Source organism: Micromonospora craniellae (assembly GCF_014764405.1).
Lineage (GTDB): Bacteria > Actinomycetota > Actinomycetes > Mycobacteriales > Micromonosporaceae > Micromonospora > Micromonospora craniellae.
The window spans coordinates 1,736,528-1,757,168 of sequence record NZ_CP061725.1; the positions used below are offsets into that span (position 1 = coordinate 1,736,528).

General features: G+C 73.5%; 20 protein-coding genes. 9 read left to right on the plus strand and 11 right to left on the minus strand.

Annotation, left to right across the window (positions count from 1 at the left end; all coding sequences use genetic code 11):
- Positions 1-7 precede the first annotated feature (7 nt).
- Positions 8-697, minus strand: a complete 690-nt coding sequence (gene mtrA / locus ID554_RS07885) for an MtrAB system response regulator MtrA (RefSeq protein WP_117229398.1) — start codon at positions 695-697, stop codon at positions 8-10.
- 210 nt (positions 698-907) lie between these two features.
- Between mtrA and ID554_RS07890 the strand changes: the two genes are divergently transcribed.
- Genes ID554_RS07890 through ID554_RS07910 form a run of 5 tightly spaced genes read left to right on the plus strand, consistent with a single transcriptional unit; the run spans position 908 to position 6,090 of the window.
- Positions 908-1,753 (plus strand): hypothetical protein, encoded by an 846-nt coding sequence (locus tag ID554_RS07890; protein ID WP_117229399.1) that lies wholly within the window; start codon positions 908-910, stop codon positions 1,751-1,753.
- Positions 1,750-2,436 (plus strand): DUF4129 domain-containing protein, encoded by a 687-nt coding sequence (locus tag ID554_RS07895; protein WP_191088750.1) that lies wholly within the window; start codon positions 1,750-1,752, stop codon positions 2,434-2,436. Before ID554_RS07890 ends, ID554_RS07895 begins: the two co-directional genes overlap by 4 nt.
- Positions 2,433-3,800: a DUF4350 domain-containing protein gene (locus tag ID554_RS07900; protein WP_191088751.1), complete on the plus strand. Its 1,368-nt coding sequence runs from the start codon at positions 2,433-2,435 to the stop codon at positions 3,798-3,800. The genes ID554_RS07895 and ID554_RS07900 overlap by 4 nt, the downstream gene beginning before the upstream one ends.
- Positions 3,797-4,783 (plus strand): AAA family ATPase, encoded by a 987-nt coding sequence (locus tag ID554_RS07905; protein WP_191088752.1) that lies wholly within the window; start codon positions 3,797-3,799, stop codon positions 4,781-4,783. Before ID554_RS07900 ends, ID554_RS07905 begins: the two co-directional genes overlap by 4 nt.
- The gene (locus tag ID554_RS07910; protein WP_117229400.1) at positions 4,780-6,090 is read left to right on the plus strand and encodes a DUF58 domain-containing protein; all 1,311 of its coding nucleotides are present in this window, start codon (positions 4,780-4,782) and stop codon (positions 6,088-6,090) included. Before ID554_RS07905 ends, ID554_RS07910 begins: the two co-directional genes overlap by 4 nt.
- A 27-nt stretch (positions 6,091-6,117) precedes the next feature.
- On the opposite strand, the gene ID554_RS07915 is transcribed toward ID554_RS07910, so the two are convergent.
- Positions 6,118-7,086, minus strand: coding sequence for a stage II sporulation protein M (locus tag ID554_RS07915; protein ID WP_117229401.1), 969 nt, complete (start codon positions 7,084-7,086; stop codon positions 6,118-6,120).
- A gap of 41 nt (positions 7,087-7,127) precedes the next feature.
- Here ID554_RS07915 and ID554_RS07920 point away from each other — a divergent pair, with 41 nt between their 5' ends.
- Together ID554_RS07920 and ID554_RS07925 are read left to right on the plus strand one after the other, a co-directional pair.
- A complete protein-coding gene (locus ID554_RS07920) occupies positions 7,128-8,204 on the plus strand; it encodes an RDD family protein (RefSeq protein ID WP_117229452.1) in 1,077 nt (358 codons plus the stop codon).
- The gene (locus ID554_RS07925) at positions 8,204-8,362 is read left to right on the plus strand and encodes a hypothetical protein (RefSeq protein ID WP_191088753.1); all 159 of its coding nucleotides are present in this window, start codon (positions 8,204-8,206) and stop codon (positions 8,360-8,362) included. The genes ID554_RS07920 and ID554_RS07925 overlap by 1 nt, the downstream gene beginning before the upstream one ends.
- A gap of 104 nt (positions 8,363-8,466) precedes the next feature.
- Here the strand turns inward: ID554_RS07925 and ahcY are convergent, their stop codons facing one another.
- From ahcY to ID554_RS07960, 7 genes are all read right to left on the minus strand, one after another.
- Positions 8,467-9,966 (minus strand): adenosylhomocysteinase, encoded by a 1,500-nt coding sequence (gene ahcY, locus ID554_RS07930; RefSeq protein WP_117229402.1) that lies wholly within the window; start codon positions 9,964-9,966, stop codon positions 8,467-8,469.
- Between the two features lie 292 nt (positions 9,967-10,258).
- Entirely contained in the window at positions 10,259-11,422 is a 1,164-nt protein-coding gene (gene manA / locus ID554_RS07935) for a mannose-6-phosphate isomerase, class I (protein WP_117229403.1), read from the minus strand.
- A 109-nt stretch (positions 11,423-11,531) separates the two neighbouring features.
- Positions 11,532-12,728, minus strand: a complete 1,197-nt coding sequence (locus ID554_RS07940) for an SIS domain-containing protein (RefSeq protein WP_117229404.1) — start codon at positions 12,726-12,728, stop codon at positions 11,532-11,534.
- On the minus strand, positions 12,725-12,907 hold the full coding sequence (locus ID554_RS07945; RefSeq protein ID WP_117229405.1) for a Trm112 family protein: 183 nt from the start codon (positions 12,905-12,907) through the stop codon (positions 12,725-12,727). The genes ID554_RS07940 and ID554_RS07945 overlap by 4 nt, the downstream gene beginning before the upstream one ends.
- 61 nt (positions 12,908-12,968) lie before the next feature.
- Positions 12,969-14,348: a phosphomannomutase/phosphoglucomutase gene (locus tag ID554_RS07950; RefSeq protein WP_117229453.1), complete on the minus strand. Its 1,380-nt coding sequence runs from the start codon at positions 14,346-14,348 to the stop codon at positions 12,969-12,971.
- Positions 14,349-14,417: 69 nt separating this feature from the next.
- Complete coding sequence (locus ID554_RS07955; protein WP_147333513.1) at positions 14,418-15,695, minus strand: hypothetical protein; 1,278 nt, start codon at positions 15,693-15,695, stop codon at positions 14,418-14,420.
- A 188-nt stretch (positions 15,696-15,883) separates the two neighbouring features.
- On the minus strand, positions 15,884-17,137 hold the full coding sequence (locus ID554_RS07960) for an aldehyde dehydrogenase family protein (protein ID WP_117229407.1): 1,254 nt from the start codon (positions 17,135-17,137) through the stop codon (positions 15,884-15,886).
- 141 nt (positions 17,138-17,278) lie between these two features.
- Here ID554_RS07960 and ID554_RS07965 point away from each other — a divergent pair, with 141 nt between their 5' ends.
- Together ID554_RS07965 and gabT are read left to right on the plus strand one after the other, a co-directional pair.
- Positions 17,279-18,715 carry a gamma-aminobutyraldehyde dehydrogenase gene (locus ID554_RS07965; RefSeq protein ID WP_117229408.1) on the plus strand — a complete coding sequence of 479 codons (1,437 nt, stop codon included), beginning with the start codon at positions 17,279-17,281 and terminating at the stop codon, positions 18,713-18,715.
- 4 nt (positions 18,716-18,719) lie between these two features.
- Positions 18,720-20,048 carry a 4-aminobutyrate--2-oxoglutarate transaminase gene (gene gabT, locus ID554_RS07970; protein ID WP_223884487.1) on the plus strand — a complete coding sequence of 443 codons (1,329 nt, stop codon included), beginning with the start codon at positions 18,720-18,722 and terminating at the stop codon, positions 20,046-20,048.
- Positions 20,049-20,096: 48 nt separating this feature from the next.
- Here gabT and ID554_RS32370 read toward each other — a convergent pair whose 3' ends face one another.
- Together ID554_RS32370 and ID554_RS07980 are read right to left on the minus strand one after the other, a co-directional pair.
- The gene (locus tag ID554_RS32370; RefSeq protein ID WP_191088754.1) at positions 20,097-20,528 is read right to left on the minus strand and encodes a M15 family metallopeptidase domain-containing protein; all 432 of its coding nucleotides are present in this window, start codon (positions 20,526-20,528) and stop codon (positions 20,097-20,099) included.
- Positions 20,494-20,640: a hypothetical protein gene (locus ID554_RS07980; protein ID WP_191088954.1), complete on the minus strand. Its 147-nt coding sequence runs from the start codon at positions 20,638-20,640 to the stop codon at positions 20,494-20,496. Before ID554_RS07980 ends, ID554_RS32370 begins: the two co-directional genes overlap by 35 nt.
- Position 20,641: the final 1 nt, after the last annotated feature.

The window sequence follows — 20,641 nt, forward strand, 5'->3', positions numbered from 1 at the left end:
GACCAGGCTATCCGGTACCCGCCTTGTAACCCACGCCGCGCACGGTGAGGATGATTTCCGGGCGCTCCGGATCCGGTTCGATCTTGGCACGTAGCCGCTGGACGTGCACGTTCACCAACCGGGTGTCCGCCGCGTGCCGGTATCCCCACACCTGTTCCAGCAGCACCTCGCGAGTGAAGACCTGCCGCGGCTTGCGGGCGAGCGCGACCAGCAGGTCGAACTCCAGCGGCGTGAGCTTCACCTCCTCGCCGTTGCGGCTGACGGTGTGCGCCGGCACGTCGATGGCGATCTGGTTGCCGGGCGGTCCGATGGTGAGCAGTTCCGGTGCGGCGTCCTCGCCCCGTCGCAGCCGGGCCCGCATCCGGGCGACCAACTCCTTGGGCTTGAACGGCTTCACCACGTAGTCGTCCGCCCCGGACTCCAGGCCGAGCACGACGTCGACCGTGTCGCTCTTGGCGGTGAGCATGACGATCGGTACGCCGGACTCCGTCCGGATCGCCCGCGCCACGTCGATTCCGCTCATTCCAGGCAGCATGAGGTCGAGTAGGACGATATCGGGTCGGTTGTCGCGGAACGCGGCCAATGCCCGTTCCCCGTCGGCCACGAAGGAGGGCATGAAACCTTCACTCCGCAGCACGATGCCGAGCATCTCGGCGAGCGCGGGGTCGTCGTCGACCACCAGTACCCGGGCTCTCATGGGGTTAATGTTTCCATCCCGTCAGTTCGGTGGGCTCGGCGTCACCCCGGCACGCTACTGCCGAGGGACGCGCAGTGCCCAGCACCGGCCGGTTGCACCGCTCGCGCGAGCCACCCCGGGCCGGGCCTGCACCCGGGCCGACCGCGCGTGTCAACATGATCCCCGGGTGCGCCGCCGCGCGCCACCACCCACGCCTCCCAGGAGCCGCGCGTGCCCGAAGCAGGCCCCACCGCCGTGCTCCCCGGCCGCCCGCTCACCGTCGGTGAACTCCTCGACTCCGCCGTGCTCCTGCTGCGCCACCACGCCTCGACGCTGCTCCCCCTCGCCGCCGTGCTGGCCCTCGGCGAACAACTTCTCCTGCTGCCCCTGCGTACCGCCCTCGGTGTCGGCCCGCCACTGTGGTGGCTGCCGAACCTCAACGGCCTCGCGGGGTTCTGGCTTCTGCTCGCGTTGGGCGCGGCGACCGAGGCGACGATCATCGTGCTGCTCGGCAACCCGGCCGCCCGGGCCGCCGGTGGCGCGCTGCTCGGTCACCACCACACCGCCCGGCGCCTGATGAGTCCCACCGGTGGCCGCTGGGGCGCGACCCTGCTGCTCGCCGTGCTGGTGGGTGCCGCGATGCTGTTCCTGTCCCTGCTCGGCCCGGCGTGGTTCCTCGGGTGGGCCCTGCTCGGCGCGGTGGCCCCGGCACTCGTGCTCGATCGGGTCACGCCGCCGCGCGCGCTCACCCGCTCCGCCTCGCTCGCGTCGCGGGTCGACGGTCGCGCCGCCGCCCTACGGGTACTCGGCTACCTGGTCTGGTGGATCATCCGGGTCGGACTCGGCTGGGGCCTGTTCCTCGGGCTGTCCACACTCGGCCTGATCGAGGGCGAGGACGCCCTGATCGTCGCCGCGACCCTGCTCTGGGCAGCGGTCAACACGGTCGCGTACGCCGCCCTGGCCTGCTTGGACGCCGTCCTCCATCTGGAGACCCGGATCCGCACCGAAGGGCTGGACATCCGGTTGTCCCGGGTACCGGCCGACGCGGCGGCGGCCACCCTGGCGGTGCGCGGATGAGCTTCAGCCGGTGGTGGACCGAGGCCACGGCGGCGCTCGGCGACCACGTCCCGCTGCCGCTGGCCACACTGTCGCTGGTGCTGGTCACGGCCCTGGTCGCGGTCGGCTGGTACGCCTGGCCCAGCTGGGTGCCCCGGCGGATTCCCCGACTGCGTCGCCGTACCCGAAGTCGACCGGAGCGCACCGAGACGGTCCGCGAGGCGCCAGCGCCCGCCGTCGTCGACGTGCCGCCGGTCGCCGTGCTCGACCTGGCCGACCGGCTGTCCGCTGACGGCCGCTACGCCGAGGCGGTCCGGGAACGGCTGCGCGCCATGCTCCACGAGCTCACGGACCGGCGCGTGGTGGGGATCCGGCCGGGCATGACCGTCGCCGAGGTCGTCACCGCCGCCAGCACCAACCGCCCGCCCGTCGGTCCGCCGCTGTCCGCCGCGGCGGCCATCTTCTCCGAGCTCTGGTACGCCCAACGCGGCGCCACCGTCGACCACGACCATCGAATGCGCGAGCACGCCGCCCGGCTGCGGCACCTGCTCGCCGCCGACGGCCAGGCACCGCCACCCGTGGCCGCCACGACCCGACCGACCGACCCGACCGGCGGATCCGGCCCGGCCCACGAACCGGGCCCAGTCGACGCACCAGGCCCGGCCGACGGGCCAGGGCCCACGTCGAAGGAGACCACGTGGTGACGCCCCGGACCCCCCGCCGCCGGCACCGGGTGGTGATCCCGGTCGTCCTCGGTGCGCTGGTGCTCACCGTCACCCTGGTCAGCCGCGAGATCGACCAACCCGACCAGACCGACCGGGGTTTCCTCTCCCCGGTGTCCACCGGGGACGACGGCGGCAGCCGGCTCGCGGCGAGCCTGACCAGCAACGGCGTCCTGGTGCAGCGGGAGACCGACACCGTCCGGGCGTTGCGGGCCACCCGTGGCGCCCCGGCCACCCTGTTCGTCCCGGCGCCCGAACTGCTGCACCCGCGTACCGTCGACGCCCTCGGTCTGCTGCCCGCCGGCACCCGGCTGGTGCTGGTCGACCCGCCCCGGCGGGTGCTGGACGCCGCCGGCCTGCCGCTGCGGCCCACCGCACGGCGCTGGGCGACGCGCGCCGTCGCACCACACCACGAGGGACGGCCCTGCCCGCTTCCCGAGATGACCGGCGTCGGTGCCGCCGCCGTCACCCGAGCGCGGTACGCGCCGACCGGGGCCGTGGAACCCGTCGAACTCTGCTTCGCCGCCGGCCTGGCCCGACTGCGGGGGCACAGTGAGAGCCTGGTGGTGGGTGCCAGCGACCCCTTCCGCAACAGTCGCATCGACGAGTGGGGGAACCGCGCCTTCGCCACCCGACTGCTCGCCGGCACCGGCCGGGTGGTCTGGCTCAACCTGGACGGTCCCGCCCCACCGCCGCCCGAACCGCCTCCGGGCCCGGCCTCCCCGCCGCCGGACCGGACCGACTCCGGGTACGGCGAGCACGATCACCCGGACGCGGGCACCGGCCACGGCGAGGAGAACGCCCCCGGCGACCGGTCCGGGCAGGACGCCTCCGGTCCCGCCCGCTCCGGGCAGGACGACTCGACCAACCCGCTCTGGTCCGCCTTCCCGCCCTGGTTCTGGGCGCTGCTGCTGCAACTGCTCCTGGCCGCCCTGCTCGTCGGCGCCGGGCGAGCCCGCCGACTCGGCCCGCCGACGCCGGAGCCGCTGCCGGTGACCGTCCCCGCCGCCGAGACGGTACGTGGACGGGCCCACCTGTACCAGCGGGCGCAGGCCCGCGAGAGCGCCGCCGAGACGCTGCGGGCCGCCGCCCGGGCCCGGCTGGCCCGCCGCCTGCACCTGTCCGCAGACACTGAACGCGAGGGACTGACCGCCGCGGTGGCGACCCGTACCGGCACCCCCCGGGAGACCGTCGACCGCCTGCTGCACGGCGCGGCGCCGGCCACCGACCAGGAGCTCCTGGACCTGGCCACCGGCCTGGACCGGGCGGCGTCCGCCGACGGTCCGGCCGAGCCCCGCCCGTCACCCCCCGTACCGCAGCCCCGATCCGAAGGAGACCACCGGTGACCCGACCCGCCGCCATCGCCGACCCACTCGCCGCCGACCCCGCCCGGGCCACGCTGCACCGGTTGCGCGCCGAGGTGGCCAAGGCGGTCGTCGGGCAGGACGCCGTCGTGGCCGGCCTCGTCGTCGCGCTGCTCTGTCGGGGCCACGTGCTGCTGGAGGGCGTACCGGGGGTGGCCAAGACGCTGCTGGTGCGTACGCTCGCCGCCGCGCTGGACCTGACGGCCCGGCGGGTGCAGTTCACCCCGGACCTGATGCCCGGTGACGTCACCGGCTCGATGGTCTTCGACTCGCGCACCGCGGCGTTCACCTTCCGCGAAGGGCCGGTCTTCACGAATCTGCTGCTCGCCGACGAGATCAACCGGACCCCGCCGAAGACCCAGTCCGCGCTGCTCGAAGTGATGGAGGAACGGCAGGTCACCGTCGAGGGCGAGCGCCGCGGCCTGCCCGACCCGTTCATCGTCGTGGCGACCCAGAACCCGGTGGAGTACGAGGGCACCTACCCGCTGCCGGAAGCCCAACTGGACCGTTTCCTGCTCAAGCTGACCGTGCCGCTGCCCAACCGGGACGAGGAACTGGGGGTGCTCCGCGCGCATCACGCCGGCTTCGACCCCAGCGACCTGGCCGGTGCCGGTGTGGGCCCGGTGGCCGGTGCCGCCGACCTCGCCACGGCCCGGGCGGCGGTGAGCCGGGTACACATCGCCGAACCGCTGCTCGGCTACGTCGTCGACCTGTGCCGGGCCACCCGTGCCGTACCCGCGCTGGAACTGGGTGCCTCGCCCCGTGGCGCCACCGGCCTGCTCGGCGCCGCCAAGGCGTGGGCCTGGCTCAGTGGCCACGACCACGTGGTGCCCGACGACGTCAAGGCGATGGCCCGGCCGACCCTGCGGCACCGGCTCCGGCTGCGTCCCGAGGCCGAGTTGGAGGGCGTCGCGGTGGACTCCGTGCTGGACACGGTGCTCGCCACCGTGCCGACCCCGCGATGACCTGGCGGGCGGCGGCGCTGCTCGCGGCGGGTGCGCTGACCCTGCCGCTGTGGCCGGCCCCGTTCGTCGGGGTGGCGGTGATGGCCGGCGCGGTCCTGCTGCTGCTCGTCGTGGACCTCGCGCTCGCCGCGCCGCTACGATCCCTCACCGCCCGGCGCGACGGCGAACGGGCCGTCCGGCTCGGCGGCACCGCCACCGTCGTGCTGCACCTGGGCAACCTCTCCGGTCGGCCGCTGCGCGCCCAGGTCCGCGACGCCTGGGTGCCCTCGGCCGGGGCTCGGCCCGACGTGCCGCCGAGCCGCGTGGTGCGGGTCGCCCCCGGCACGGCGGTGGCGCTGCCCAGCCGACTGACCCCGACCCGCCGGGGCGACCGGCCCGCCGTGGCACTGACCGTCCGCTCGCTCGGGCCGCTCGGGCTGGCGTTCCGGCAGTGGGGCGGCCGACCGGTGACACCGCCGTGGACCCTGCGTGTGCTGCCCCGCTTCGACTCGCGTCGACACCTGCCCGAGAAGCTGTCCCGGCTGCGGGTCATCGACGGCCGGCAGGTCGGCCGGGGACGCGGCGCGGGCACCGAGTTCGACACCCTGCGCGAGTACGTGCCCGGCGACGACGTGCGCTCCGTCGACTGGCGGGCCACCGCCCGGCGGGGTGAGGTGCTGGTACGGACCTGGCGCCCCGAGCGGGACCGACGAGTGGTCTGTGTGCTGGACACCGGGCGTACGTCGGCGGTACGCCTCGGCGACGAGCCCCGGTTGGACGCCTCGATCGAGGCGGCACTGCTGCTCACCGCGCTCGCCACCCGGGCGGGTGACCGGGTCGACGTGTTCGCTGCCGACACCGAGCCCCGGGCGAGGGTCACCGGCGCGGAGCGGCCGGCGCAGTGGAGCCGGCTGGCGCACGCGCTGGCGCCGCTCCAACCAGCCCTGGTGGAGACCGACTTCCGCCTGATCGCTGGCGAACTGCTGCGCCGGCATCGCCCGCGCAGCCTGGTCGTCCTGCTCACCGCGCTGGAGCCCGGCGCCCTCGGCGAAGGTCTGCTGCCGGTGCTGCCCCGGCTGGCCGCCCGGCACCGGGTGGTGGTGGCGGCGGCACAGGACCCGGTGCTGTCCACGCTCGCCACCGGGCCGCCCCGGCAGGTCGAGGACGCCTACGCGGCGGCCGCCGCCTGGCGTACGTTCGCCGAACGTGACCGGCTCACGGCAGCCCTGGCCAACCACGACGTCACCGTCATCGACGTCCCCGCGCCACGCCTCGCCCCCGCGCTGACGGACGCATACCTGCGACTCAAATCCACTGGTCAACTCTGATTCGGCCGGCACCCGCCGACAAGCGCCTCAGTTCCGCATCGCTGGAGTCTCGTCACCGTCGCCCCTGGTCCGGGAGCCGAGGACGAGGACGTACGCCAGGAAGGCGAGCCAGGCCGTGACGCCGACGGCGATTCGCAGAGCCACCGGCACCGGCGCGGGGGTCACGAACGCCTCGATCACCGCCGAGATCGCGAAGACCACCACCAGGCCGAGGGCGACCACGACGCCGTCGCGGCCCGCCCGGGCGACCGCCTGCCCCCGGGTGAGGTGCTCCGGCGGCGCGATCCACGCCCATCCGATGCGCAGCCCCACCCCGGCGGCCACGAACACCCCGGTCAGCTCCAGCAGCCCGTGCGGGGTGATCAGGCCGAAGAAGACGTCCGCCCGGCCGTACCCGACCATGACGCCGCCGACCACACCGATGTTCACCACGTTCTGCCACAGCAGGTACGCCACCGGGACGATCAGCACGCCCGCCGCCAGGCACTTGGCGGCCAGCCAGGCGTTGTGCGTCCACAGGTGGAAGGCGAACGTCGGCGCGGAGAACTCGGTGTAGTAGCCGGCGAAGCCGGACTCCACCAGGTGGGCGGCCTCCGCCTCACCGACGAACGCCGCGGCAGTCTCCGGGTTGTCCGCCACGAACGCGATCAGGGTGAAGGTGAGCAGGGTGAAGGCGGTCGCCACCGCGCACCACCAGGGCGCCGCGCGCCAGACCGCCCCGGGAAAGTCGACCAGTACGAACCGCCGGACGACCGCCCACGAGGGACGGGGCCGGACGGTGAGCCGGGCCCGGGCCCGGAGCACCACCTGGGAGAGCTCGCCGACCAGGGCCGGATCTGGCGAGCGACTGCGCAGCATGGAGAGCTGGGTGGTGGCCCGCTGGTAGAGCGCGACCAGTTCGTCGACCTCGTCGACGGTCAACCGTCGGCGGCCGGAGAGCTGATCCAGCCGGCGCCACTCCCCGCCGTGCTCGGCGACGTACGCGTCGAGATCCACCGCCCACCCCCGTCCGCGCGATCATAGTGTTCACTGTGCGGGTGAGCACAGCAGCACCGCGACCCTGGAGCGCCCCGGCCTGGGGCGACGCCGAGTTGGTCAGCGGTGAGGCGGTGGAGTTGGACGTACGGGCCGCCCGGATCGGCTCCCGGGTGCTCGCGTTGCTGCTCGACGTCGGAATCCAACTGTTGTTCGGCCTGCTGCTGGCCGCGCTGGTCGGGTTGGGGCTGGCCGCCCTGCCGGACGGTGCGATCGACGCGGCCTCGGAGCGGGCGCTGCTCACCATCGGGGTGGTGCTGCTGCTGGTGGGCTACCCGGTGCTGTTCGAGCGGTTCAACCACGGCCGCACTCCCGGCAAGGCGGCGGTGGGGTTGCGGGTGGTCGGCGTCGACGGTGCCCCCGTCGGGATACGCCAGTCGCTGGCCCGGGCGCTGGCCGGGGTGGCCGTGGAGTGGCCCGGTCTGGTGCTGCCGCTGCTGTCCTGGGTGGCCGGGATGACGGTGATGCTCAGCGACACCCGGGGTCGGCGTCTCGGTGACCTGGTGGCGGGCACCATGGTCGTACACACCCGCACCGCGACGCGCTGGCGGCCGGTCCCGGCCCCCGTGCCGGCGTTGCGGGACTGGGCGTACACCCTGGACCTGAGCCGGCTCGATCCGAAGCTGGCGCTGGCCACCCGGCAGTACCTGGCGCGAGCCCACCTGTTCACCGGTCCGGCCGCCGACGACCTGGCGCTGCGCTTGTGGCGGGAGGTCGCCACGGCGGTCACCCCGCCGCCACCGGGCGGACTGCCGGCGGCGGTCTATCTGGCCGCCGTACTGGGCGAACGGCACCGGCGGGCCCGGCACCGGCTCGCCGAGGAGCGGGTGCTCACCGCCGCGCTCTGGCCTCGGCTCGGCCTGCTGCCGGAGGCCGACCGGCCAGTCGGCCCGGCGAGCGCGCCGCTCGGCGTACCGTGGCCTCGGCCCGCCGCCCCCGGGCATCCGGGCGCCGTGGCGCCGGAACCGCCGCCAGCGCCGGTGCCGGCCCAGAGCCGACCGGCGGTACGACCGTCGACGGTCGCCGGGTCCGACCGGACTCCGGTGCCCGATGTCGAGCACACACCTGGGAGGCCGTGATGAGAGGTCTGTTGCCATGGCTGGCTGTGCTCGGGCTGGTGCTGCTGCTCAGTGCGCTGCGCCTGCGCACCCTGGCGGCGGTGGTCTCGCTGACCTGGCTGGCCTGGTGCCTCTGGACCTGGGTCCGGCCCGCCCGCCGCCAGGACCGGCCCCGCTGACCCGCCGGCCCCGCTGACCCGGCCCGAGCGCGCTCGCTCGGGGCACCGACCGTGAACGACCGGGCCGGGTCGACCTCAGGTCGACCCGGCCCGGTACGTGCCGGTCAGTAGCGGTAGTGCTCCGGTTTGAACGGCCCCTCCTGGCTGATGCCGAGGTACTCGGCCTGCACCTTGGTGAGCGTGGTCAGCTTGGCGCCGAGCGCGTCCAGGTGCAGCCGCGCGACCTTCTCGTCCAGGTGCTTGGGCAGCACGTACACGCCGATCGGGTACTCGTCGGTCTTGGTGAACAGCTCGATCTGGGCGATCGTCTGGTTGGCGAACGAGTTCGACATCACGAAGCTCGGGTGGCCGGTGGCGTTGCCCAGGTTAAGCAGACGGCCCTCGGAGAGCACGATGATGGCGTGGCCGTCGTCGAAGCGCCAGACGTCGACCTGCGGCTTGATGTTCTCCCGGGTGACGTCCGAGCGCTTGGCCAGACCGGCCATGTCGATCTCGTTGTCGAAGTGGCCGATGTTGCCGACGATGGCCTGGTGCTTCATCCGGGCCATGTGCTCGTTGGTGATGACGTCGAAGCAGCCGGTGGCGGTGATGAAGATGTCCGCCTGCTCGACCACGTCCTCCAGGGTGGCGACCTGGTAGCCGTCCATCGCCGCCTGGAGTGCGCAGATCGGGTCGACCTCGGTCACCACGACCCGGGCGCCCTGGCCGCGCAGCGACTCGGCGCATCCCTTGCCGACGTCGCCGTAGCCGAGCACGACCGCCATCTTGCCGCCGATCAGCACGTCGGTGGCGCGGTTGATGCCGTCGATCAGCGAGTGCCGGCAGCCGTACTTGTTGTCGAACTTGCTCTTGGTCACCGAGTCGTTGACGTTGATGGCCGGGAAGAGCAGCGTGCCGTTGCGGTGCATCTCGTAGAGCCGGTGCACACCGGTGGTGGTCTCCTCGGTCACGCCCTTGATGTCGGCCGCGATCCGGGTCCAGCGTCCGCCGTCCTCGGCGATCGTGCGGTGCAGCAGACCGAGGATGACCGCGTACTCCTCGGAGTCGGCGGACTCGACCGGCGGCACGGTGCCGGCCTTGGAGAACTCTGCGCCCTTGTGCACCAGCAGGGTGGCGTCACCGCCGTCGTCGAGGATCATGTTGGGGCCGTGCCCGTCGGGCCACGTGAGCACCTGCTCGGTGCACCACCAGTACTCCTCCAGCGTCTCGCCCTTCCAGGCGTAGACCGGGACGCCGGACGGGGCGTCGGGGGTGCCGTCCGGGCCGACCACGATCGCGGCGGCGGCGTGGTCCTGGGTGGAGAAGATGTTGCAGGACGCCCAGCGGACCTCCGCGCCGAGCGCGACCAGGGTCTCGATCAGGACGGCGGTCTGGATCGTCATGTGCAGCGAGCCGGTGATCCGTGCGCCCGCGAGCGGCTGCGCCTCGGCGAACTCACGACGGATCGCCATCAGGCCGGGCATCTCGTGCTCCGCGAGACGGATCTCCTTGCGCCCGAACTCGGCGAGCGACAGGTCCGCCACCTTGTAGTCGCCCTCGGCGAGGGTGCGCGGGCGGGCCTCGGACGACGTTCCGCTGCCGGACGCCGGGAGGGTGCTGGTCATGAATGCTCCTGTCGGACGATGGTGCTGCGCGACCACCCACCTTACGCGCGCTGACCGATGCGGGACGGCCTGGTTGCGGACAGCACACGGGGCGGCCGGTCGTGGACGTGTGCCGCCCAGTCCCGCCCGCCCCGTGCATCCCCCCGGTTTGGTTCCCCCGCGCGTTCTCGGACCTTCGTCGCGATAACGCTGCGCACTCATAGAGTCACACTGAGCCAGATGCGAGTCAAGCGATTTCGGGAAAGTCGGACTTGCCGGTTCGAGTGCGAGGGTGGATCGCGGTCCACCGGGATCAGAGTGATCCGGTCGAGGCGACGTAGATGTCGCCCTCACCGGTCACCGTAAGTGCACCGCCATCAGCCGGCCCCACCGCGGCCCGCCCCCGCCCCAGCGTCACCGGCGCGACGCCGTCGGCGACGGTCACCTCTCCGGTGGTGCAGAGCAGTACGCGCGGTCCCGGCACGGTGAGCCTCACCTCGGGCCGGTCGCCCCCCACGGTCACCCGGTGCAACGCGAAGTCCGGCACCGGCACCGGCCACGTCACCACCCCGTCGGCGACCGGGTGGGACGACACCACCGGCTGGTCGAGCACCTCGAACCGGAGCACCCGGAGCAGTTCGGCCACGTCGACGTGCTTGCGGGTGAGACCGCCGCGCAACACGTTGTCGCTGGCCGCCATCACCTCCACGCCGGTGCCGCGCAGGTAGGCGTGCAGGTTGCCGGCGGGCATCCAGATCGCCTCGCCCTCGGCCAGCCGTACCCGGTTGAGCAGCAGCGCGACCAGTACTCCCGGATCGGCCGGATAGGTCTGTGCCAGCATCGCCACCAGGTCGGCGTCCGGCCCGGTCACCGCCGCCGTACGGGCCGCCGTCACCAGCCCCGCCCGCTCCGCGTCCGGCCAGGTCAGCAGCGTACGGACCGCCTCGGCCAGGCCCGTCGGCCCGGCACTCAACGCGTCCAGCACCGGCCGCAGCTCCGGTACGCCCAACCCGGCCAGCACCTTCGCCGAGATCGCCGGATCCCGGAACCCGCACAGCGCCTCCATCGGCCCGAGCGCCACCAGCAACTCCGGCTTGTGGAACGGGTCGACGTAGTTGCGCGCGCCACCGCTCTGGGCGTACTCGGCGGCGTAACCGGCCCGCGCCTGTTCCGCGTCCGGGTGCGCCTGGAGACTCAGCGGCGCCTCTGCCGCCAGCACCTTGAGCAGGAACGGCAGCCGTACCCCGAACCGGTCGATCGCCGGCTGGCCGAGCCACCGCCCCGGGTCGACGGTCAGCACGTCGGCCAGCGTGGCCGGACCGTCCTCGCGCGCGACGGTGGCCGGCGCGCCCGGGTGCGCGCCCAGCCACAGCTCGGCCTCCGGCCCGTCGCTCGGCACCGGCCGTCCCTGGAGTTCGGCGATCGCCGAGCGGGAACCCCAGGCGTAGTCCTTGATCGGTCCATACAGCAGTTCCACCGGTCAGCTCTCCCGTTGGCCGGACGTCTCCGCCGGTCCCGCATCAGCGTAATAGACGTCCGGCTCCAGGTAGATCACCCGAGCCAGCCGGCTCGCTCGCTACGCCCACTCACTGGTTGGACAGCTCCTTCATCTCAGTGATCGCCGGCACCGCCATCGGGTCCAGGTTGTGCGCCAGCGCCAGATAGATCGACGCGAAGTCGGGCACCGCCACCAGGGACGCCAGTCGTTCCAACGCCGAACCGCCCTCGGCGGTGACCACGTCGCACCGTACGCCACGGCGCTCGGCCAGCGTCTGCACCGCCTCCGCGCGTCGCTCCTCGACCGCGTGCGGCTCGTCGGTGTCGTCCTCGGCGTTCAGGCCACCGTCGCGCAGCAGGACCAGCCGCAGCCGGGTGTCCTCGCTCCCGGAGTCGTCCGGGTCGGCGAAGATGTCCCGCTCCCCCTCGGCGAGACCGCCGAACACGCCGTCGAGCAGACCGACGCGGCCCCGGCCCGCCTCGCCGAGCGCTCCGGTGACCACCGGGTACCGGGCGTTGGCGGAGAGCGTGTCACCGAAGCGACGGGCCGCGACCGAGGCCAGCGGCGACGAGCCCCAGACGATCGGGATCGACCCGGCCAGCGCGAGCGCCAGCGACTTCGCCGGGTTGACGAAGGACTCCGCGGTCGGGCGGCAGCGGTCGGCGTCGGCGTCCAGCCGGGCCGCCGTCTCGGCCAGGTCCGCCTCGTTCACCTTCACCAGGCCGAGGGCCCTCGCGGCCATCAGGACCGGCACGGTGAGCCCCCACAGGCTGGCCCGGGCCGGGGCCCGTCTGGGCACCGGGATGAACGGGGCACGGGCCCGCTCGGCCACCGAGTGCAGCGGCGAGTCCGGCGGGGCCACCGCGACCAGCCGGGCGCCCCGCCGGTGGGCGGCCTCGGCCGCGCCGAGCGCCTCAGGGCTGCGACCGGAGGCGCTGATCGCGATCACCACGTCGGCCGCGCCGACCCAGCCGGGCACACCCGCGCTGCGGTGCGCGATGACCGGCACCGGGCACCGGGGCCCGGCGACGGTGGCCAGCACGTCGCCGGTACGCCCGGCCGTGCCGATGCCGGCGATGACGACCGCCCGGGGACGCCCGTCGTCGCCGAGGACGCCGAGGTTGGCCTCGGCGGCCAGGGCCGCCGACTCGCGCACCTGCGCGCCGGCCGAGGCGGTGTGCCGCAGCATCCCGCCCGGGTCCCGCTCGGCCAACGCCTGCGGGTCGTCGAGGAGCCGGTCGTCGGCGTGGCGGTGGCCGCTGACGCCGGCCGTTCCGTCGATCACGACCGCTCCGCGGGGCCGCGCGCCTCGTCCAGCAGCAGCACCGGCACTTCGTCGCGGACCTCGAAGATCCGGCCGCACTCGGTGCAGGTCAGCGTCTGGGCCGGCGCGTCGTAGTCGAGCGGTGCATGGTGTGTGTCCGGGCAGGCGAGGATTTCCAGCAACTGCGGGTCGAGGGCCATGCGCGGCTCCTTCCACGTGTGCGGCTTCACCGATCGACGGTGCCGACCGGCGCGAGCGATCCTATCGGCGAACCGCGGCGAGCACGTCGTCGCGCAGCGCGGTCATCCGCTCGGCGGTCGGTGCCTCCACGTTGAGCCGCAGCAACGGCTCGGTGTTGGAGGCACGCAGGTTGAGCCAGGCCCCGTCCGGGAAGCGCAGGGTGAGCCCGTCCAACTCGTCGACCTCCGCGTCCGGGTACGCGGCCCGTACCTCGGCCACCTTCGCCGCCTGGTCCCGTACGGTGGAGTTGATCTCACCCGAGGCGACGTACCGCTCGTACTCGGCGGCCAGCGTGGACAGCGGCAGCGGCTGCTCGCCGAGCGCCGCCAGGGTGTGCATCGCGGCCAGCATCCCGGTGTCGGCGAACCAGAAGTCCCGGAAGTAGTAGTGCGCCGAGTGCTCACCGCCGAAGACGGCGTTGGTCCGGGCCATCTCGGCCTTGATGAACGAGTGCCCCACCCGGGCCACCACCGGTTCGCCGCCGTGCTCTCGGATGATCTCCGGCACGGCGCGGGAGGTGATCAAGTTGTGGATCACCGTGGAGCCCGGGTGTCGGGCCAGTTCCCGGGCCGCGACCAGCGCGGTGATCGCCGAGGGCGAGACCGGCTCGCCCCGCTCGTCGACCACGAAGCAGCGGTCCGCGTCACCGTCGAACGCCAACCCGATGTCGGCCCCGTGCGCGACCACGGCGCGTTGCAGGTCGACCAGGTTGGCCGGGTCGAGCGGGTTGGCCTCATGGTTGGGGAAGGCGCCGTCCAGTTCGAAGTAGAGCGGCACGATCTGCAACGGCAGCGCCGACAACGCGGCGTCGCCGAGCACGCTCGGCACGGTGTGTCCACCCATGCCGTTGCCCGCGTCGACCACGACCGTCAACGGCCGGATGCCGGAGAGGTCCACCAACGTGCGCAGGTGCGCGGCGTACGCGGCCAGCAGGTCCCGGCGCTCGGTCGGCGCGGTCGGCGTACCGAGCGGCTCGTCCTTGTCGAGCAGCGCCTGTGCCCGGTCCCGGACCTCGGCCAGCCCGCTGTCCTGCCCGACCGGGCGGGCACCGGCGTGGCACATCTTGATCCCGTTGTACTGCGCCGGGTTGTGACTGGCGGTGAACATCGCACCGGGCAGCCCGAGCGCGCCGGAGGCGTAGTAGACCATGTCCGTCGACGCGAGCCCGATCTCGATGACCGGCCGTCCCTCGGCGCGTACGCCGGTGGCGAAGGCCTCGGCCAGCTTGGGCCCGGAGGCCCGCATGTCGTGCCCGATCAGGACGGCCTCTCCGGGCGGGCCGGCATCGTCGAGCATCTGCGCGAAGGCCGTGCCCAGGGCGCCGGCGACCCGCTCGTCCCACTGGTCCGGCACCGTCCCACGGATGTCGTAAGCCTTCACAATCTGGGACAGATCAGACACCGGTTCCACTCCTCGGCCGCAGGTCGTCAACGCACCTGAGCGTAACGGAGCGTCGGGCCCCGTCCCGACTCAGCCGGAGAGCCCGCGCCCCGGTTCGTCCCGGTCCCCACCGTCCGGCTGCCCCGGCACCGCTCCGGCACCGGGCTGGCCCGAGGTCGGCGCCACCGGCGGAGCCGAGACCGGCGGGCCGACGGGCGGAGCCGAGACCGGCGGGACTGCGGGCGGAGCCGAGACCGGCGGGACTGCGGGCGGAGCCGAGACCGGCGGGACTGCGGACGCCCTGGCGGCCGGTGGCGTCGTCCGGGGTTGGTGGCCGGGCTCCGGCCGGGCGCCGTACAGACCGCCCGACGGGCGCGGAGACGCCGGAGCGCCGTAGACCCGTGGCGTGGCCGGCCGTGCGGTGCCGTACACCTGACCGGGGGACGCGGGCGGCACCGGGCTCGGCGGCATCGGCGGGACGCCCCGGCCAGGAGGCGCCGGCGGCGGGGCACCCGGCCCCGGCGGCACCGACGCGGCGACGTGGCTCGCGCCGGAGCGGTAGGTGGTGCCACCCGGGTTGCGCGGCAGCGGGATCCCGGCCCCTTCCCGACGCTGCCGCCGGTCCTTCCGCGACCGGACGATCAAGAGCCCGATGAGCAGGGCACCGAGGGCGACCATGCCGATGCCGAAGTACATCACCGGCGACCCGCCGGAGGACTGGTTGGCCGTCTGGACGGGGTCGGTCGTTCCGTCGGCGGCCAGCGCCACCCTCGGCGTGGCGGCCACCGTCAGGCCCGGCGCGGTCGACGCGCTCGGGGTCGGCGACGGCGAGGCCGAGCGCGACCGGGACGGCGACGGCGACGGCGCGACCCGCCCGCCGACCACCCGGGACGCCACCGCGACCCGCCCGAGGAGCGCGCCCCGGGCCGTGCTCGCCTCGCCCGTGACGACCAGCCGACCGTCGGGCACGTCGGCGGCGAACGTCACCCGGTACCGCAGCGCCACGCCCCGACGCTCGCAGAGTTCGTCCCGGGCCGGTGCCACCGGCGCGGTGGCCAGCAGGCCCACGTCGCCGGAGACACTCACCGGCACCCAGCGACCGCCCACGTTGGCCTGCACCGCGACCTGGTCGGCCCGTACGCCGGGCAGGCTCAGACCCAGCGCGCCGCGGACCCGCACGCACCCGTCGGTCCGCTTGCGCACCTCCACGGTCACGCCCTGCGCCGACCGTCCGGCGGTGAAGCTGCTGGACGCACGGACGCGCACCCGGTCCTCGTCGGCGTGGGCCGGCACGCCACCGAGCACCACCAGGCCGCCCAGGAACACGCAGAGCGTCGCGAGGCGCCCCGTGTGGCGACGTACCGACATGATCACCCACCGTTCCTCCCCCTGACGAGGGACCGCGGTCAGGCTACTACCGGGGCACGACCTCGGCTGGTCAGCGAGCACCCAGCAGGTGTGCCGCATCACGCTCGGACGGGTGCGCCCGAGGTGTCGCAGCGGGCCACAACCGCACCCGCAGGCGACTCACCCTCGGCAGGAGCGACCGTACGGGTCTACAGCCGGAGGCCGGTGAGGACGGTGACCCGGGGGTCGGTGTAGTCGTCCATGGCGCTGCGCAGCCCCTCCCGCCCCACGCCGCTCCCCTTCACCCCGCCGTACGGCATCTGGTCGGCCCGGTACGACGGCACGTCACCGACGATCACCCCGCCCACCTGCAGCGTCCGCGCCGCCGCGAAGGCGACGTCCAGCCGCCGGGTGAAGACACCGGCCTGGAGTCCGTACGCCGAGTCGTTGACGGCGGCGAAGCCGGCCTCGTCGTCGGTGACGCGGTCCACCACGAGCACCGGACCGAACACCTCCTCGGCACGGACCTTCGCCTCCCGGGGCACCCCGCTCAGCACCGTCGGCGGGTACGTCGCCCCGGAGCGCCGGCCACCAATCTCGATGTCGGCACCGGCCGCCACCGCCTCGTCCACCCATGCCTCCACCCGCCGGGCCGCCTCCTCGGAGATCAACGGACCGACGTCGGTGGACTCCCCGGACGGGTCACCGGTGCGCAGTTGCCGCACGGCCGCGACCAGTCGGGGCAGGAAGCCGTCGTAGAGCCACTCGTGCACGTACACCCGTTGCACGGCGATGCAGGACTGCCCGGCCTGGTAGTTGGAGAACGTGGCGATCCGCTGCGCGGCGAAGGTGAGGTCGGTGTCCTCGGCCCAGTCCGCGCAGATCAGCGCCGCCGCGTTGCCGCCCAGTTCGAGCGTGACGTGCTTGTCCGGCGCCGCCCGGCGTACGGCCGCGCCGACCGGCCCCGAGCCGGTGAACGAGACGACCGGCAGCCGGGGGTCGGTGACCAGCTCGGCGGCGCGCTCGTTGGGCAGCGGCAGCACCGAGAACATCCCGGCCGGCAGCTCGGTCTCAGCCAGGATCTCGCCGAGCAGCAGCGCGGACAGCGGGGTGGCCGGGGCTGGCTTGACCAGCACGGGCGCGCCGACCGCGACGGCCGGGGCGACCTTGTGCGCGACCAGGTTCAGCGGGAAGTTGAACGGGGTGATGGCCAGCACCGACCCCTTCGGCACCCGCCGGACCAGGGCGATGCGCCCGGTGGCGGCCGGGTCGGTGTCGAGCCGTTGCAGCTCGCCGGAGAAGCGCCGGGACTCCTCGGCCGCCGCCGCCACCGCAGACTCGACCTGCTCGGCGGTGGCGAGGGTGGTACGCCCCACCGGCCGGCCGTCGTACGGGTGATGCACGGTCAGCTCGCCGGCACCGTGCGCGGGACGGCCGGCGACGAAGAACGGGGTGGGTTCCACGTATCGCAGCGTAACCCCGGCAGTCGTCCACGGAAACGGTCGCGCCAGACCTTGTCTGCCGCGAATTCAGTAGCGAAGATGGCACGAAGATTGCGATAACCGCCGCAGCGCGGCCCCCGGACCTCTCGGAGTGATCCAGTCATGAGTGACAAGCAGAAGCTCCGCAACTTCGTCAACGGCGAGTACGTCGAGCCGGCCGACGGCGGGTACGCCGACCTGATCGACCCGTGTACCGGGGAGGCGTTCGCCCAGGCCCCGGTCTCCGGCGCCGCCGACGTGGACGCGGCCATGAAGGCCGCCGCGACCGCCTTCGAGAGTTGGCGGGACAGCACCCCGGCCGAGCGGCAGAAGGCACTGCTCAAGCTCGCCGACGCGGTCGAGGCGCGAGCCGCCGACCTGGTCGACGCCGAGGTGCGCAACACCGGCAAGCCCCGGCAGCTCACCGCCGACGAGGAACTGCCGCCGGCCGTGGACGAGTTCCGCTTCTTTGCCGGGGCCGCCCGGCTGCTGGAGGGTCGTTCGGCCGGCGAGTACCTGGCCGGGCACACCTCGTACGTGCGGCGCGAGCCGATCGGGGTGTGCGCCCAGGTCACCCCCTGGAACTACCCGCTAATGATGGCGGTCTGGAAGATCGCTCCCGCGCTCGCCGCCGGCAACACGGTGGTGCTCAAGCCGTCGGACACCACGCCGGTGTCGACGCTGCTGCTGGCCGAGATCGCCGCCGAGTACCTGCCGCCGGGCGTGTTCAACGTGGTCTGCGGTGACCGGGACACCGGCCGGGCCCTCGTCGCGCACCCCACCCCGCAGCTGGTGTCGATCACCGGCTCCACCCGGGCCGGCATGGAGGTCGCCGCAGCCGCCGCCCCCGACCTCAAGCGCACCCATTTGGAGCTGGGCGGCAAGGCACCGGTGGTGGTCTTTGACGACGCCGACGTCGCCGCGGCGGCCGAGGCCATCGCGACCGGCGGCTACTTCAACGCCGGCCAGGACTGCACCGCCGCCACCCGGGTGCTGACCGGCCCCGGCGTACACGACGATTTCGTGGCCGCCCTGACCGAGCAGGCCCGCAACACCCGCACCGGCGCGCCGGACGACGAGGACGTGCTCTACGGTCCGCTGAACAACGCCAACCAGCTCGCCCGGGTGCGCGGTTTCGTCGACCGCCTGCCGGACCACGCCGCGGTGCAGACCGGTGGTGCGCAGGTGGGCGAGCGGGGCTACTTCTACGCGCCCACGGTCGTCTCCGGGCTGCGCCAGCAGGACGAGATCATCCAGGACGAGGTGTTCGGGCCGGTCATCACCGTGCAGCGCTTCTCCGACGAGGACGAGGCGGTGCGCTGGGCCAACGGGGTCGACTACGGTCTGTCCGCCTCGGTCTGGACCCGGGACCACGGCCGGGCGATGCGGATGACCCGGCGGCTCGACTTCGGCTGCGTCTGGGTGAACACCCACATCCCGTTCGTCTCCGAGATGCCGCACGGCGGGTTCAAGCACTCCGGGCACGGCAAGGACCTCTCGGTCTACAGCCTGGAGGACTACACCCGACTCAAGCACGTCATGCACAACATCGAGGGCTGAGCCGGTGAGCGTCGGAAACGAGCCGGGCGCCCCCGTGCCGCAGTCACGGTCGTCGGACGAACTGCACAAGCGCCGGGGCACCGCCGTGGCCCGGGGCATCGGCAGCGTCATTCCCTCCTATGTGCACAGTGCATCGGGCGGCACGGTCACCGACGTCGACGGTCGACAGTGGATCGACTTCGCCGCCGGCATCGCCGTCACCAACGTCGGCAACTCCGCACCCCGGGTGGTCGAGGCGGTACGCGCCCAGGTCGAACGCTTCACCCACACCTGCTTCATGGTCGCCCCGTACGAGTCGTACGTGGCGGTCTGCGAACGCCTCAACGCGCTCACCCCGGGCGCCTTCGAGAAGCGGTCGGCGCTGTTCAACTCCGGTGCCGAGGCGGTGGAGAACGCGATCAAGATCGCCCGGCACGCCACCGGGCGGCCGGCGGTGATCGTCTTCGACCACGCGTACCACGGCCGGACCAACCTGACCATGGCGCTGACCGCGAAGAACATGCCGTACAAGCACCGGTTCGGGCCGTTCGCCGGTGAGGTCTACCGGGTGCCGATGTCGTACCCACTGCGCGACGGCGGACTCGACGGCGCCACCGCCGCCGCCCGGGCCATCGAGCTGGTGGAGAAGCAGGTCGGTGCGGAGAACGTGGCCGCGCTGCTGATCGAGCCGATCCAGGGCGAGGGCGGTTTCGTCGTACCCGCGCAGGGGTTTCTGCCCGCGCTGCGCACCTGGGCGACGGCGGCCGGGGTGGTCTTCGTCGCCGACGAGATCCAGACCGGTTTCTGCCGCACCGGCGACTGGTTCGCCTGCCAGCACGAAGGGGTGGAGCCGGACCTGATCACCCTGGCCAAGGGCATCGCCGGTGGACTGCCGCTGGCCGCTGTGACCGGGCGGGCGGAGCTGATGGACGCGGTGCACGTCGGTGGCCTCGGCGGCACGTACGGCGGCAACCCGATCGCCTGCGCCGCCGCGCTGGCCACCATCGAGACGCTGCACGAGCTGGACCTGGCCGCCGCCGCATGGCGGATCGGCGCGACCATGACGGCTCGACTGCGGAGCATCGCCGCACGCGATCCCCGGATCGCCGAGGTACGCGGCCGGGGCGCGATGCTCGCCGTGGAGCTGGTCCGCCCGGGCACCCTGACCCCGGACCCGGCCGCCGCCTCGGCGATCTCGGCCGCGTGCCACGCCGCCGGCCTGCTCACCCTCACCTGCGGCACCTATGGCAACGTGCTGCGCTTCCTGCCCCCACTGGTGATCTCCGACGCCGACCTCACCCGCGGGCTCGACATCCTCGACACCGCCTTTGTGTTAGGAGGGGTCCCCTGCTAACGCCTCGCGCATAGCAGGGGACCCCTCCTAACGTCTCAGCTCAGCTCCTCACATCTCAGCAGCGCCCAGTACCGATCCCCGTACGACCAGTGCCACCACCCCGTCGGCGGTGCAGAGCGTCAGGTCCACCGCACCACCGGTGCTGTGCGGCGCGACCTCGACCGGCGGGACGAACTTCGTGGTCTCCTCGTACACCCGCTCCGGCGACCAGTCGGGATGCGCCCGCCGCAGCTCGTCGTGATAGCCGGAGAAGATCTCCAACTGCGCCCGGTACGGCCGGTAGCCCTCGATCACCAGCAGGCGCAGCCCGTCGGGCAGCGCGTCCTGCGCGGCCAGCAACCGCTCCGCCACCCCCTTACGCAGTCGCGCGTAGACCCCCTGTTCCACGATGACCAGGTTGTCGTGTCGCAGCGCCTCCTCGACCGCCGCCGCCAGGTCGTCGCCCTCACCGACCCGGGAGGTCCCGATCGAGGAACCCATCCGGGCCGTGTAGCACCGGGAAGACCACGTCCAACTCGGCCTGCACCGAACCCGGCGGGTCGGCCGCGGTGACCAGGGCGGCGCCGCGCCGCCATCCGGCCCGCAACTCCACC